Consider the following 13,345-nt stretch of genomic DNA (forward strand, 5'->3'; position numbering starts at 1 on the left):
GTTCGGTCACGGGTCAGGAGTCTACTGTTGACAACCGGGGCGCGCGTTCCGGATGATAAGCGGGTCTTGCGTTCCGCTTATTTGGAGGTGTCCGATGACCGATGGTTCGTCCGCGCGGAGCCCGCGCGAGCTGGTCGAGCGATTGTTCGGCGACCTGCCTGCGCGCGATGCCGACGCGTTCGTCGCGCTGCTCGCGCCCGACGCGGTCTTCGAAATCCCGTTCACCATCCCTGGGCTTCCGACGCGACTGGAAGGCCGGGAGGCGATCCGCGAGCATTTGGCGCAACGATGGTCGGGCCTGTCCGGGATCGAAGTGCACGCGATCCATCCCCAGGTCTACGAGACCACCGACCCCGAGGTGCTGCTCGTGGAGAACGAGGTGGACATGACCGTCCCCGGCTCCGGTCGCGCCCGGGTGCGCACCTCGGTGAACGTCGTCCGGGTCCGCGACGGCCGAGTGGTGCTCTTCCGCGACTACATGGACACCGCCCGCTTCACCCGCCTGGCCACGAGCTGAGCTGCTACTCGGCGCGCACTGTTCTGCGCAGCCGTGTGCGGTGCGGACGAATGCCAATCGAGTGGTACCGTATGTTGTACGACTTGCTAGGAGGAACCATGGCTTCGGCGATCACGGCGAGCGAGGCGCGAAAGAACCTGTTTCCTCTGGTGCGGAAGGTCAACGAGGATCACGACACGATCGAGATCGTGTCGAAAGGGGGGAACGCGGTGTTGATGTCCAAGGAGGACTACGACTCGCTGATGACAACCGTGGAGCTGTTGAGCGGACGCGACGGGGCGCGCCTACGCCGCTCGATTCAAGAGCTCGAGGGTGGTGGCGGCGTCGAACGCGATCTCATCGAATGAAGGTCGTATTCTCCGAATCCGCATGGGAGGAATACGCGGCCTGGCTTCAGCGTGACCGGCTCGTATTGAAGAAGGTCAATGTGCTGATCAAAGCCATCTTGTGCGATCCGTTCGAAGGCATCGGCAAGCCCGAGCCCTTGAAGCACGACTTGGCAGGGTACTGGTCGCGCCGGATCACGCAGGAGCACCGGCTCGTCTATCGAATCGTCGACGATGCGGTTTGGATCGCCAAGGTCGGAAAGCATTACGACTGACGGCGGGCCGCACGCGGAAAAGGCCTCGCTCGTCGCGCGGCGCGGCTGTTAGCCTGCGTCGATGGCGAACCCTCATCCTCATGTGTATCTCGGCGACCGGATCGTTGCGGCCGAAGCTGCCACGGTGAGCGTCGCATCGTCGGCGGTGTTGTACGGACTGAGTGTCTACACCGTTTTCCCGGTGCATGTGGATGGGGCAGCGCGGACGGCGTTCCGTTTGGACGACCATTTCCGCAGGCTCGAGGAGTCCTGCAAGATCATCGGGATGGATCGGTTCGCGGCGGAGTGGGATTACGCCCGGTTCCGTGCGGCCGTCGTGGAACTGGTCGCGGCGAACGCTCCGCGCGAGGACGTCTTCGTGCGGGCGACGGTGCACGTGGTCGAGTCCATTCCGGGTACCCGGGTGCGGGGCTGTGCCATTCGGGTCAGCATGTTCGTCTACGACGCGGTGCCCATCGTCCCGCAGAACGGCATGCGCCTGAAATCCAGTCCGTGGCGGCGCATTCCGGACAACGCGATCCCGTCTCGGGCGAAAGTCAACGGCGCGTACGTCAACTCGGTGCTGGCCAAGCAGGACGCGATCGACAGCGGTTATGACGACTGCGTCTTCCTCGACGGCAACGGGCACGTCTGCGAACTCAGCGCGGCGAACATCTTCCTCGTCCGCAACGGCACGTTGATCACGCCCGCTGTCTCCTGCGACATTCTCGACGGCATCAACCGCAGGACCGTTCTCACCTTGGCGGCCGAGGACGGCATCCCGGTGGTGGAACGCACCGTCGATCTCACCGAGTTGTACATCGCCGACGAAGTGTTCGTCACCGGCACGTCATCCGGCGCCGCGCCCGTCGTCGAAGTGGACGGCCGCCTGGTCGCCGACGGGGTTCCCGGCCCGATCTCCCAGGCGCTGCGCAAACGTCATCACGCCGCGCTGCGCACCGACGACGTGCACGGCTGGGTCACGGATCTCACCCGGTAGCGGCAGGTCAGCGGATCGCCGGGGTGCGCGGGTCGGGTCCGAGGCAGACCAGGATGGCGCAACCCGGCGGGGTGTCCGCGAACGGCGGATCCAGTGGGTGATTCAGGCAGGCGAAGACATTGCAGCCTGGATAGGCGGCGGGACCGAGGCCGAACACGGCGATCAAGATATCCGTGTCGACGAAACGACGTGGATCGAGCCGCAGCGGCGGCTCGACGTACGGACCGGGGTCGGGTACCGGCCGGTCGTAGAACGCGTCGAACACCTTGCGGAAGAATTCGTAGGGCAATTCCTGGGTGTTCTGCACGACTCCGGACACGCCCTGGCTGCTGACGTTCCCGAAGACGCCGGTCCACACCACCGTGAGGTCGAGGCTGGGTATGACGAAGACGTTCTGCATGCCGAGCCCGGCCATCGCGTACACGTCGTCGGGCAGGAAATCGGCGATCTCCGCGCAACCGCGGCCGAGCCAGAACAGGTACCCGTAGCACGAGTTCGTCGGTGACGGCGTGCGCGCCTTGCGCAGGTAGTCGCGGGACACGATCTGCTGTTCGCCCCAGCGCCCGTCGTTGCTCACCAGAAGTCCGAGCTTCGCGAAATCGTTCGGCGGGATCATCAGGTGCGCGTAGCCGTAGGTGTGCCCGGAGCGATCCTGAGCCCAGTAGTAGTCGCTGCGCGGAATCCCGAGCGGATCGAACAATTCCCGCTGCGCGAAATCTTGCAGAGGTTCGCCGACGGCCAGCTCCAGCACGTAGGACAACAGGTCGACATTGCGCTGGCTGTAGGTGAAGACGGTGCCCGGCGGATTGTCCAGCGGCACGCCCAGCGCCTGCACCGCGCTGTCCGGGTCGACGGGGATCACGCCGGTGACACCCTCGGTCAGCACGCCGACCCGCATGCCCGAGGTCTCGGTGAGCAGGTTCTCGACGGTGATCGACCGGTGCTGGGCATCACCGAGTCCGGCGGGAAGATAGCGATCGATGGGCGCGTGAAGATCGAGTGCGCCACGATCCCAGGCGATTCCCGCGAGCAGCGAGACGACGCTCTTGGTCGCGCTCCAGATGTTCCACGCCACGTTGCCGGTCTGCTCGTTCGTCGGCCCTTCGCCGATGAGGCAGTTGTGCCGGAAAACCTGGACGTTGAAACGGTTCCGGCCGGCCGCGAAGGTCAGCGCGTCCTGGAGTTTCGCGGAATCCAACCCGACTTGCTCCGGCGCCGCCCGCTCCAGATCGCGCCCCGAGGTGACCGCGCACCGCGCCTCGTCACCGGTCGCGGCGCCCGCGCTTCCAGCGAAGAGATTGCCCGCCACCAGCGAAACCGCCGCGATTCCCGCCAGGAATCCACCGAAACGCCCCATGTGCAAAAGGCTAGCGCCCTTCGTCCTGTTCACGCGGTAAACAGGCGGGGAACTGGACGTCTGATATCCGCAACGAGGCGCAGATCGGGCACGGGCATTCGCCGGGTCCGCGCGGCACAGGTGGCACCGATGCCGAGCCGGGCGCGAGGAGCCGTCGCTGATCCGGTGGTCTGTTCCCGTCGGTTCGCCGGTCGGGTTATGGGGCTGTTGGACCAGGCCGGGTTTCCCGATGACTCGAGCCACTCGACGATCACTGTCAGGACGTATCCGGCTCGGTAGGTAGTCGCCTCTCGGCGGCGCGCAGCGGCTGACCGATCGGTCAGCTACCCTTGGCCTGCACGTACACGAGAAGAGGCGCAGGATGAAGCAGGTCGCGGATGGCGGGAACGGGCTTTCGCTGGGATCACGGGCGCGCCGGGAACCGACCTGGTTCGCGGAGGCCAAATTCGGGATCTTCGTCCATTGGGGATTGTTCTCGGTGCCCGGATTCGCGCCGAGAGGACGTTATGCCGATGTGCTGCGCGACGATTACGGGCACGCCATGACCAGGAATCCCTACGCCGAGCAATACGCGAACGCGATGAAGGATCCCGGCTCGCCCACCGCCGCGTTCCACCGGCGGCACTTCGGTGATCTGCCGTACGACGGTTTCAAGGCGATGTTCGAGCAGGGGCTGGAGGATTGGCGCCCGGACGGGTGGGCTGAGACGTTCCAGCAGGCAGGCGCCCGATACGTGGTGATGGTCACCAAGCATCACGACGGATTCGCGTTGTGGCCGACCGGTGTGCGAAACCCGCACAAAGCCGGATGGTTCACCGAACGCGACTTGGTCGGCGAACTCGCGGACGCGGTGCGCGGGCGCGGGATGAGATTCGGTGTCTATTATTCCGGCGGAATCGACTGGACCTTCCAGCCGAAGATGATGAAGACTCTCGGGGACTACATCTATTCACCGCACGGCCGCGACTATCCCGCCTACGCCGACGCCCAGATGCGTGAACTCGTGACCCGTTATCGGCCGGACATCTTGTGGAACGACATCTCGTGGCCGACCGGGCGGAAACAGTTGCTCTCGTTGTTCGCCGACTATTACAGCATGGTGCCGGACGGCGTCGTCAACGATCGCTGGCAGATCGACTCGTGGGTCAGGAAGGTGATGCACTGGAAACCGGCCCGGGCCGGTTTCGACCTGCTGATGAAGCAGTTGCTCGCCGCGCGCCCGGACATCCTCCACACCGCGGCGCCGCAGGCGGTCCCGCACGCGGATTTCACTACTCGCGAGTACGCCCGGTTCGACACGATCCAGTCGGCCAAATGGGAGGCGACCCGGGGTATCGGCAACTCGTTCGGTTTCAACCGCGACGAGGCCGACGCGGACTACGCGTCATTCGAGGACGATCTCTTCCCGGCTTTCGCCGACACGGTCGCCAAGAACGGCAATCTGCTGCTCGATGTCGGCCCGAGCGGTGGCGCGGGCGTCATCCCGGCAGCGCAACTCGATCGGCTGGCGGCTTTCGGCAGCTGGCTGCGGCGCAACGGCCCGGCGATCTACGACACCAGCCCTTGGAACGAAGCGGAGGGCGAGACAGCCGAGGGGCTGCCGGTCCGGCTGACGTGTGACAGCACTGCCGTCCATGTCTTGGTGATCGGCTATCCGAAGGGGCGTGAGATCACCCTGAAGGCACTGTCGATCCCGGGATCCACCGGCACCTTGTCGGCGGATGGCAGCCCGGTGACGGTCCGAAGGCGTGATAGTGACACCATCCTCGGGTTCAGTCGTGATCTGACCGGCGTCTACTCCCCGGCGGTGTCCGTTTCGCGGTCGTGAATCGGTTGCCCGCACTGGTCTCAGGGAGAGAAGGAGAATTTCGTGACCGCCGAGACGGTGGAATCGGCTGACGTACGCCGCGGGCAGATTGTCGACAGTGCGATCGCCCTGATCGCCGAGGTAGGACATGCTCGTGCCTCGCTGTCGCGGATCGCCGAGAAGGCGGGCGTCTCGAAAGCCGCGGTGCTGTATCACTTCCAGAACAAAGAGGACTTGCTCGACCAGGTGCTCGGCCGCGTGCTCGGCGGCCTGGTCGAGCAAGTGGATGCGGCGGTGCGGAGCGCTGGCACGCCCGCCGACGCGGTCGGCGCGTACATCCGGGCGATGCTCGGCCATCTGAGCGCCCATCCGTCCCATATCCGGGCGCTCACCGAGGTCATCGCGATCGCGGAAGCCGCCGGCCGCAGCACGATCCGCGCGGACTCGTCCCGGTGGCGAGTACTGGCGGACCTGTTGGCCGCCGGGCAGGCGGATGGCTGGTTCCGCACGTTCGACGTCGAGACGACCGCGGTGGTCGTCAGCGGCGCGATCGACGGTCTGGTCGGCCGATGGCTGACCGAACCCGGGTTCGATCTGCGGGCTGCGGCCGAGGAACTGGAAGCGTTCGTCTACCGCGCGATTTCTGTTGCCGATCGATAGACGCAGGGGACATGGTGGGCCAGCAGTGTGCGCAGCCAATGCAGCATCCCCTCCATGACCCTGCGATTGCCGGAGAAGTTACGGCCGACGCCCCCTCGGATTTGGCAACAGCAGCTCCCATCGGCCCGCTGCGCGACCGTCTCGGCGGTTGCGCTCGCCCGGTGTCTACACCACTGCGCCGAGTTGGGGTCGGTGCATCGGCTGATGACGGAGTCGGGCGGACAAGGGCGGCCGCTAGCGGTAGCGCTCACCCAACGCATACAGCGCTGCCCCGAGGGCGAGCGCGCCGAGCCCGGCGAGCACGGAGCCGAGCGGCAGGGCGAATGCGACGACGACGCACCCGACCGCGCCGACCACCGGAATCCACCGGGGTGGCCGATTCTCCTCGGCGGTCAGTGTCGCCGCGGAGATGTTCGCGATCAAGTAGTAGAAGAGCACCGTGAACGAAGAGAACCCGATGGCCGCGCGCACATCGAACAGCGCGGCGACCGCGGCGACGATCGCGCCGACCACCAGTTCGGCACGGTGCGGCACCCCGAACCGCGGATGCACCGCGGCGAGCGCTCCGGGCAGATAGCGGTCCCGCGCCATGGCCAGCACCGTGCGGGATACGCCGAGGATCAGCGCGAGCAGCGATCCGGCCGCCGCGAGCACCGCGCCGATCCGCACCACCGGCGCGGCAGCGGGGACGCCCGCCGCGCTGACCATTCGCGCCAGCGGGTCGGTGGCCGCGGCCAGTCCGGCGGAGCCGAGCACGCTCAGCGTCGCGACCGCGACCAGCGTGTAGATCGCGAGTGCGAGCGCGAGCGCGAGCATGATGGCGCGGGGGATGGTGCGCTGTGGTTCGAGTACTTCCTCGCCGAGCGTGGCGATGCGCGCGTACCCCGCGAACGCGAAGAACAGCAGTCCCGCCGCCGTGAGCACGTCGCGCGGACCGATCCGGTCGGGCAGGGCGGATGCCGCCGAATGCGTTCCGAGCAGCCCGATCACGATCACCGCGGCGAGCACCGCGAGGACGACGCCGACGAGCACCCGAGTCGCGAACGCCGATTTCTGCACGCCGGTGTAATTGATCGCGGTGATCGCCACCACGGCGCCCACCGCCACGGCGTGCGCCTGCTCGGGCCAGGCATAGCTACCGACCGTCAGCGCCATCGCCGCGCATGAAGCCGTCTTCCCCGCGACGAACCCCCATCCGGCGAGATACCCCCACAGACGCCCCAGCCGCTCCCGCCCGTACACATACGTGCCCCCGGAAACGGGATATCGCGCCGCCAGCCGCGCCGACGACGTCGCATTGCAATACGCCACCACCGCCGCCACCGCGAGAGCCACCAGCAGCCAACTCCCGGCCGCGGCCGCCGCGGGCGCGAGCGCCGCGAAAATTCCCGCCCCAACCATCGCCCCCAGCCCGATGACCACCGAATCGGCAAGCCCGAGCCGCCGACTCAATTCCCCATCCACCGACGCCATACCCGCATCCTCCCCCACCACCCCCGCCCCCGCAGCGCGACTTCGCTCGCCGGGCCGGCCCGGTGGATGCGACAGCGCCGCCAGGTCGGGATGACCTGGCGGCGCTGTTGGCTGGGACACCGTGGTGGTGTCGTTGCCGTCGACGTCCCACAAGCGCCTCTCGGCGGGTGGTCGCTCGAAGCGACAAAGGGTGCGGCCCGGGGCTGTCCGGACGCCGACGGTGGGTGTCGACGTCCCACAAGCGCCTCTCGGCGGGTGGTCGCTCGAAGCGACAAAGGGTGCGGCCCGGGGCTGTCCGGACGCCGACAGGGGGTTCAACCACGCGCTGCCGGAAGCTATTCCGACGAGAATTTGTGACGCTCGCCACTTCATATCGCACCTGGTCGCCTGCGGGAGCGACTCGTCGAGCAGCTCCGAACCAGAGTGTTTTCTGGAGTGATTCCACTCTCTTTTCTTGACTAGTTCCAGAAAAGGGTCAGAATCGAAGTATGCACACCAACGGCACTGCCTCACGCGAGTGGCTGCGAGCAGCGGGTTTGCGGGTCACCGCGCCACGGCTCGCAGTACTGGACGCGGTCGCGGCACGGCCGCATTCGGACGCGGACACGGTGGCCGCCACCGTCCGCGAAGCGCTGGGCTCGGTGTCCACGCAGGCCGTCTACGACGTCTTGCACGCGTGCGTGCGCGCCGGGATCCTGCGGCGGATCGAGCCCGCGGGTTCGTCCGCGCTGTACGAAACCCGGATCGGTGACAACCACCACCATCTGGTGTGCCGAAGCTGCGGTGCGGTCGTCGACGTCGACTGCGCCGTGGGCCGAGCCCCATGCCTCGACCCGTCGGACGCGCACGGATTCGTGGTCGACGAAGCCGAGGTCGTCTTCTGGGGGCTGTGCCCGACCTGCCGTTCCGAGTAGCGGTCCATACGCCCGGGGCAGCCCTCCCGGGAAACGATGTTCACCAGCCGAGGAGTCTTCCGTGACCAAACCGACAACCACGAACACCGGAATCCCGGTCGAAAGCGACGACGAATCGCTCACCGCGGGCACGCAGGGCCCGATCCTGCTGCACGATCACTACCTCATCGAGAAGCTGGCCCAGTTCAACCGCGAACGGGTGCCGGAACGCATCGTGCACGCGAAGGGTTCGGGCGCCTACGGTGAGCTCGTCGTGACCAACGACGTCAGCAAGTACACCAAGGCGAAGCTGTTCCAGCCCGGTGCGCGCACCGAATCGCTGGCGCGGTTCTCCACCGTGGCCGGCGAGCAGGGCAGCCCGGACACTTGGCGTGACCCGCGCGGATTCGCGGTGAAGTTCTACACCGAGGACGGCAACTACGACCTCGTCGGCAACAACACGCCGATCTTCTTCATCAAGGACCCGATCAAGTTCCCCGACTTCATCCGCTCGCAGAAGCGCCTGCCCGGCAACGGTCTTCGCGATCACAACATGCAGTGGGATTTCTGGACCCTGCGTCCCGAGACCGCCCACCAGGTGACCTGGTTGATGGGCGATCGCGGCATCCCGAAGACCTACCGGCACATGAACGGCTACGGTTCGCACACCTACCAGTGGATCAACGCCACGGGGGAGCGCTTCTGGGTCAAGTACCACTTCAGGACCGACCAGGGCATCGAGTTCCTGACCCAGGCCGAGGCCGACCGGATCGCGGGCGAGGACGCCGATTACCACCGCAAGGACCTGTGGGAGGCGATCGAGCGCGGCGACTTCCCGAGCTGGACGGTGTACGTCCAGGTCATGCCGGTCGCGGAGGCGGAAGGCTACCGGTTCAACCCGTTCGACCTGACCAAGGTGTGGTCGCACAAGGACTACCCGCTGATCGAGGTCGGCAAGTGGACGCTGAACCGCAACCCCCGCAACTACTTCGTCGACATCGAGCAGGCCGCGTTCGAGCCGTCGAACGTCGTTCCCGGCATCGGCTTCTCACCGGACAAGATGCTGCTCGGCCGCGTTTTCGCCTACGCCGACGCGCACCGCTACCGCATCGGCACGAATTACGCGCAGCTGCCGCCGAACCAGGCCAGGGCCGCGGAGGTGAACTCCTACTCCAAGGAGGGCGCCATGCGGTACCACTACAACGATCCGAATGTGCCGGTCTACGCCCCGAATTCGTTCGGCGGCCCGCACGCCGACCCGGAAAAGGCCGCGGACGGCGGTATCTGGGACTTCGATCCGACCATCGTGCGCGCGGGCTACATCCGGCATGCCGAGGACGGCGATTTCACCCAGGCGGGCACCCTCGTACGTGAGGTGCTCGACGACGCGCAGCGAGAACGCTTGGTGGACAACATCGTCGGCCACGTGCTCGTCGGCGTCCGCGAGCCGGTGCTGAGCCGCGTCTTCCAGTACTGGAAGAACGTCGACGCCGATCTGGGCAAGCGGGTCGAGGAGGGCGTGCGCGCCGGACTCGACGGCTCGCAGGGCTGATCACTCACTTCGAAGGCAGGTGTGCGGAATCGCGCACCTGCCTTCGGCGTGTCCGGCCCATCCTGTCCGCCCGGTGAGTGCTCGGGTGCCAGAGTGTGGGCATGCCTCGGCTGACACGTGACTACCGGGTGGCGCTGGCCGCCGCGCTGACGCTGCTGGCCGGTTGCGGTGCGGAAACCGATGCGGCGCGGCCGGACCCGCTCACGTCGAGCGTCCAGGCCGGCCCCGCCGCGGACACGAGCGTGGCGGACCTGGAGGCTCGGTACGGCGCGCAGGTCGGGTTGTTCGCGGTGGACACCGGCACCGGCAGGACGGTGACCCACCGCGCCGACGAGCGTTTCCCGTTCCTGTCCACTTTCAAGACGCTCGCGGCAGCCGCGGCCCTGTATGCGCATCCGCTGGACACGGGATACTTCGATCGGGTGATCCGCTTCCATGAGGGGGATCTGGTCGACAATTCGCCGGTGACCGGCGCCGAGTTGGCCGAGGGGATGACGCTGGCGCGCGTGGCCGAGGCCGCGATCACCCGCAGCGACAACACGGCGGGCAATCTGCTGCTGCGTGAGATCGGCGGCCCGGAAGGGCTCACGGCGTTTCTCCGCACCCTCGGCGATCCGACCAGCAGGCTCGACCGCTGGGAGACCGAACTCAACACCGCGATCCCCGGTGACGAACGGGACACCACCACTCCGGCCGCGCTCGCCGCGAACTACCGCGCCTTGGCGCTCGGCGACGCGCTCGGCGTACGGGAACGCGATCAGCTGGTCGCCTGGCTGAAGGCGAACACGACCGGTGCCGAGCGCATCCGTGCGGCGTTGCCCGCCGAGTGGGTCATCGGCGACAAGACGGGTACCGGCTCCTACGGCTGTGCCAACGACGTCGCGATCGTCTGGCCCGACGGTGGCCGGGCGCCGATCGTGATCGCGATCATGAGCCGCAAGCCAAGTGCCGATGCCGGGGTGAGCAACGATTTGCTGGTGGACGTGACGCGGGTGGTCCTGGACGGTCTTCGCTGACCGGCGCGGCGAGTGAGCGAATAACGACGACCTGTAGTAGACCTGGCCGGATCAGGCGGCCAGGTTCGGACACCTACAGCAGACCCCACCAGTAGAGCAGGGTCGCCAGAATCCAGACCACCACGGTTTCCATCGTCGCTCCCAATCATTTTGGCGCACTCGTGACCATCATCCCGCGTTCCGCCGCCGGGCGGTAGGCGCTTGCCGGGTCACCACCTGGTGAATCCCGCTCACCTGCGATTTCGATCTTGCAAGGTGTTCTTAAGAGCGCGCCAAGCCCGTGCCTGCATTGTTTGTCTCGCGGGAGGGACATACCCAGCACCGCGAGGTGCGAACCGAGAAGCGGCCTGTCTCGAGGGGTGACAGGCCGGGTCTCGGGGGTGGGTGTCCGCCGGGCCGGTCTACGAGGGGTGGCCGGCCCGGCGGACGCGGGACGCGGAGCGGTCGCTCGCGCTGGCTCTTCCTGGAGCTGACCGGCAACGAGACGGCGTTGCCGCTGCCGAAGGTAACCCACGAGTGTGCGGCGCCGGGTTCCACGCGGGGCGGAAGCGGCCGGGCTGGTCGTCATGGTGATCGGCCCACCGAACTGGAACCGGTTCTAGACACTTTTAGTAAATTGTCTTACGGTCGATACATGACGCACGTGTCGTATCGGCCCCCGGTCTTCGAACTTCGCTCCGGCCCCACCTGGGCCTCGCCGTGGGAGATGTACGCGGCCCTGCGGGAGCACGATCCGGTGCAGCACGTCGTCCCGGCCGCGCGGCCCGAACACGACTACTGGGTGCTCACTCGGCACGAGCACGTCTACGCGGCGGCGCGCGACAGCGAGACGTTCTCCTCGCGGGACGGGCTGACGGTGGAATACGGCGAACTCGACGAACTCGGTCTGACCGACAACCCCCCGCTGGTGATGCAGGACCCGCCGCAGCACACCGACTTCCGAAAACTGGTCGCTCGCGGATTCACCCCGCGCCAGGTCGAGGACGTGGAGCCGGTGGTGCGCCGCTTCGTGCGCGACCGGCTCGATGCCATCGCGGCGCAAGGCGGCGGTGACATCGTCAAGCAACTGTTCAAGCCGCTGCCGAGCATGGTGGTGGCGTACTACCTCGGGGTGCCGCAGCAGGATCGGGCGAGATTCGACGGCTGGACCGACGCCGTCGTCGCGGGCAGCATTGACCGGACGAACACAAAGGCGCGAGCGGCGTCGGCGGAGATGATGGGGTACTTCGCCGAACTGATCAAACGCAGGCGCACCGACCCCGGCGACGACACCGTGTCCCTGCTGGTGCAGGCGGGGATGGCGGCCGACGACACGGACGTGCGCGGACTGATCCAGATCCTCGCCTACACCTGGACCATGGTCGCGGGCGGCAACGACACCACCACAGGCCTGCTGGGCGGCGCCGTCCAGCTGCTGCAACAACACCCGGATCAGCGCGCCGCGCTGGCCGCGGAACCGGATCGGATTCGCGTCGCGGTGGAGGAGTTCGCCCGGCTCACCGCACCGGTGCAGGGATTGGCGCGCACCGTGACGCGTGACGTGGAACTCGCCGGGAAGACGGTGCCCGCGGGACGGAAGGCGCTGCTGGTGTTCGGGTCGGCCAATCGCGACGAGCGGGCGTTCGGCCCCGATGCCGCCGAGCTGGACATCGATCGCAATCCGCAGCGCATCCTCACCTTCGGGCACGGGCCGCATCACTGTCTCGGCGCGGCGGCCGCGCGGATGCAAGCCCGGGTCGCGCTCGAAGAGTTGCTCGATCGGTTCCCGGAGTACGTCGTCGACATCGACGCGGTGGAGTACGCGAGCGGGCCGTACGTCCGCAGGCCGACTACTGTGCCGTTCCGGTGCGGGGCGTGAGCACGGGAAGGGACACGGCATGAGTGGCGATTGGCTGGCCGACGGCCGCGCCGAACTGGCCGGTGAGCGCATTCTCGACGCGGTGCGCGCGCTGTTCATCGACAAAGGCGTCAGCGGGGTCGGCATGGCCGAAGTCGCCGACGCCGCAGGATGTTCCAGGGCGACGCTGTATCGCTACTTCGAGAACCGGCAGGCGCTCTACGTGGCGTTCGCGGGCCGGGAGGCGCGGCAGTTGGTGGAGCGCGTCTGGCGAGACCGGGCCACGCCCGCGAACACGGAGCCGGGGGAGCAGTTGCTCGACACGTTGACCGCACTGCTGGCCGAGGTGCGCAAAACGCCGCATCTCGCGGTCTGGTTCGAACCGTCCAACGTGGGAATCGTTGCCCAGCTGGCGAATTCGCCGGGTGTGATCGACGCGCTCGCCACCGACTTCGTCGCCGGATTCCGTCCGGGGCTGTCCTCCGTCGCGGCCGAGCGGGTCGGTCGGTGGGTGGTGCGCGCGATGGTGTCGTTGCTGACGCTGCCCGGCGCGGGCGAAGACGAGGAACGCGGGATGCTGCGCACCTTCGTGCTGCCGTTCCTGCTCGACCACCGGACCGTGATCGACTGACGCCGGTCGACCGGAGCCGCGC

The 13,345-nt window shown here is 67.3% G+C and carries 13 protein-coding genes; 11 read left to right on the plus strand and 2 right to left on the minus strand.

Translation table 11 applies throughout. From position 1 onward, the window contains the following. Positions 1-94 precede the first annotated feature (94 nt). The 4 genes from U3653_RS04000 (at position 95) to U3653_RS04015 (ending at position 2,097) form a co-directional block, all read left to right on the plus strand. Positions 95-517: a nuclear transport factor 2 family protein gene (locus tag U3653_RS04000; protein ID WP_195079822.1), complete on the plus strand. Its 423-nt coding sequence runs from the start codon at positions 95-97 to the stop codon at positions 515-517. 98 nt (positions 518-615) lie between these two features. Continuing rightward, positions 616-864 carry a type II toxin-antitoxin system Phd/YefM family antitoxin gene (locus U3653_RS04005; RefSeq protein WP_067799699.1) on the plus strand — a complete coding sequence of 83 codons (249 nt, stop codon included), beginning with the start codon at positions 616-618 and terminating at the stop codon, positions 862-864. Further along, on the plus strand, positions 861-1,118 hold the full coding sequence (locus U3653_RS04010; RefSeq protein ID WP_195079823.1) for a Txe/YoeB family addiction module toxin: 258 nt from the start codon (positions 861-863) through the stop codon (positions 1,116-1,118). The genes U3653_RS04005 and U3653_RS04010 overlap by 4 nt, the downstream gene beginning before the upstream one ends. A 61-nt stretch (positions 1,119-1,179) precedes the next feature. Continuing rightward, a complete protein-coding gene (locus U3653_RS04015; protein ID WP_195079824.1) occupies positions 1,180-2,097 on the plus strand; it encodes an aminotransferase class IV in 918 nt (305 codons plus the stop codon). A gap of 7 nt (positions 2,098-2,104) precedes the next feature. Here the strand turns inward: U3653_RS04015 and U3653_RS04020 are convergent, their stop codons facing one another. Beyond that, the gene (locus U3653_RS04020; RefSeq protein WP_195079825.1) at positions 2,105-3,454 is read right to left on the minus strand and encodes a serine hydrolase domain-containing protein; all 1,350 of its coding nucleotides are present in this window, start codon (positions 3,452-3,454) and stop codon (positions 2,105-2,107) included. Positions 3,455-3,815: 361 nt separating this feature from the next. Here U3653_RS04020 and U3653_RS04025 point away from each other — a divergent pair, with 361 nt between their 5' ends. Both U3653_RS04025 and U3653_RS04030 read left to right on the plus strand, forming a co-directional pair. Further along, the gene (locus U3653_RS04025) at positions 3,816-5,282 is read left to right on the plus strand and encodes an alpha-L-fucosidase (protein WP_195079826.1); all 1,467 of its coding nucleotides are present in this window, start codon (positions 3,816-3,818) and stop codon (positions 5,280-5,282) included. A gap of 42 nt (positions 5,283-5,324) precedes the next feature. Beyond that, a complete protein-coding gene (locus U3653_RS04030; protein WP_195079827.1) occupies positions 5,325-5,921 on the plus strand; it encodes a TetR/AcrR family transcriptional regulator in 597 nt (198 codons plus the stop codon). A 234-nt stretch (positions 5,922-6,155) separates the two neighbouring features. Here U3653_RS04030 and U3653_RS04035 read toward each other — a convergent pair whose 3' ends face one another. Beyond that, positions 6,156-7,394 carry an APC family permease gene (locus tag U3653_RS04035; RefSeq protein ID WP_195079828.1) on the minus strand — a complete coding sequence of 413 codons (1,239 nt, stop codon included), beginning with the start codon at positions 7,392-7,394 and terminating at the stop codon, positions 6,156-6,158. 488 nt (positions 7,395-7,882) lie between these two features. On the opposite strand from U3653_RS04035, the gene U3653_RS04040 reads away from it, so the two are divergent. The 5 genes from U3653_RS04040 (at position 7,883) to U3653_RS04060 (ending at position 13,323) form a co-directional block, all read left to right on the plus strand. After that, positions 7,883-8,308, plus strand: a complete 426-nt coding sequence (locus U3653_RS04040) for a Fur family transcriptional regulator (RefSeq protein WP_067799685.1) — start codon at positions 7,883-7,885, stop codon at positions 8,306-8,308. Positions 8,309-8,369: 61 nt separating this feature from the next. Next, positions 8,370-9,839, plus strand: a complete 1,470-nt coding sequence (locus U3653_RS04045; protein ID WP_195079829.1) for a catalase — start codon at positions 8,370-8,372, stop codon at positions 9,837-9,839. A gap of 101 nt (positions 9,840-9,940) precedes the next feature. After that, positions 9,941-10,855, plus strand: coding sequence for a class A beta-lactamase (gene bla, locus U3653_RS04050; RefSeq protein ID WP_195079830.1), 915 nt, complete (start codon positions 9,941-9,943; stop codon positions 10,853-10,855). Between the two features lie 634 nt (positions 10,856-11,489). Further along, positions 11,490-12,713, plus strand: coding sequence for a cytochrome P450 (locus tag U3653_RS04055; RefSeq protein ID WP_195079831.1), 1,224 nt, complete (start codon positions 11,490-11,492; stop codon positions 12,711-12,713). A gap of 19 nt (positions 12,714-12,732) precedes the next feature. Then, positions 12,733-13,323, plus strand: a complete 591-nt coding sequence (locus U3653_RS04060; RefSeq protein ID WP_195079832.1) for a TetR/AcrR family transcriptional regulator — start codon at positions 12,733-12,735, stop codon at positions 13,321-13,323. The last annotated feature ends 22 nt before the right edge of the window (positions 13,324-13,345 follow it).

Source organism: Nocardia implantans, assembly GCF_035544775.1.
Lineage (GTDB): Bacteria > Actinomycetota > Actinomycetes > Mycobacteriales > Mycobacteriaceae > Nocardia > Nocardia implantans.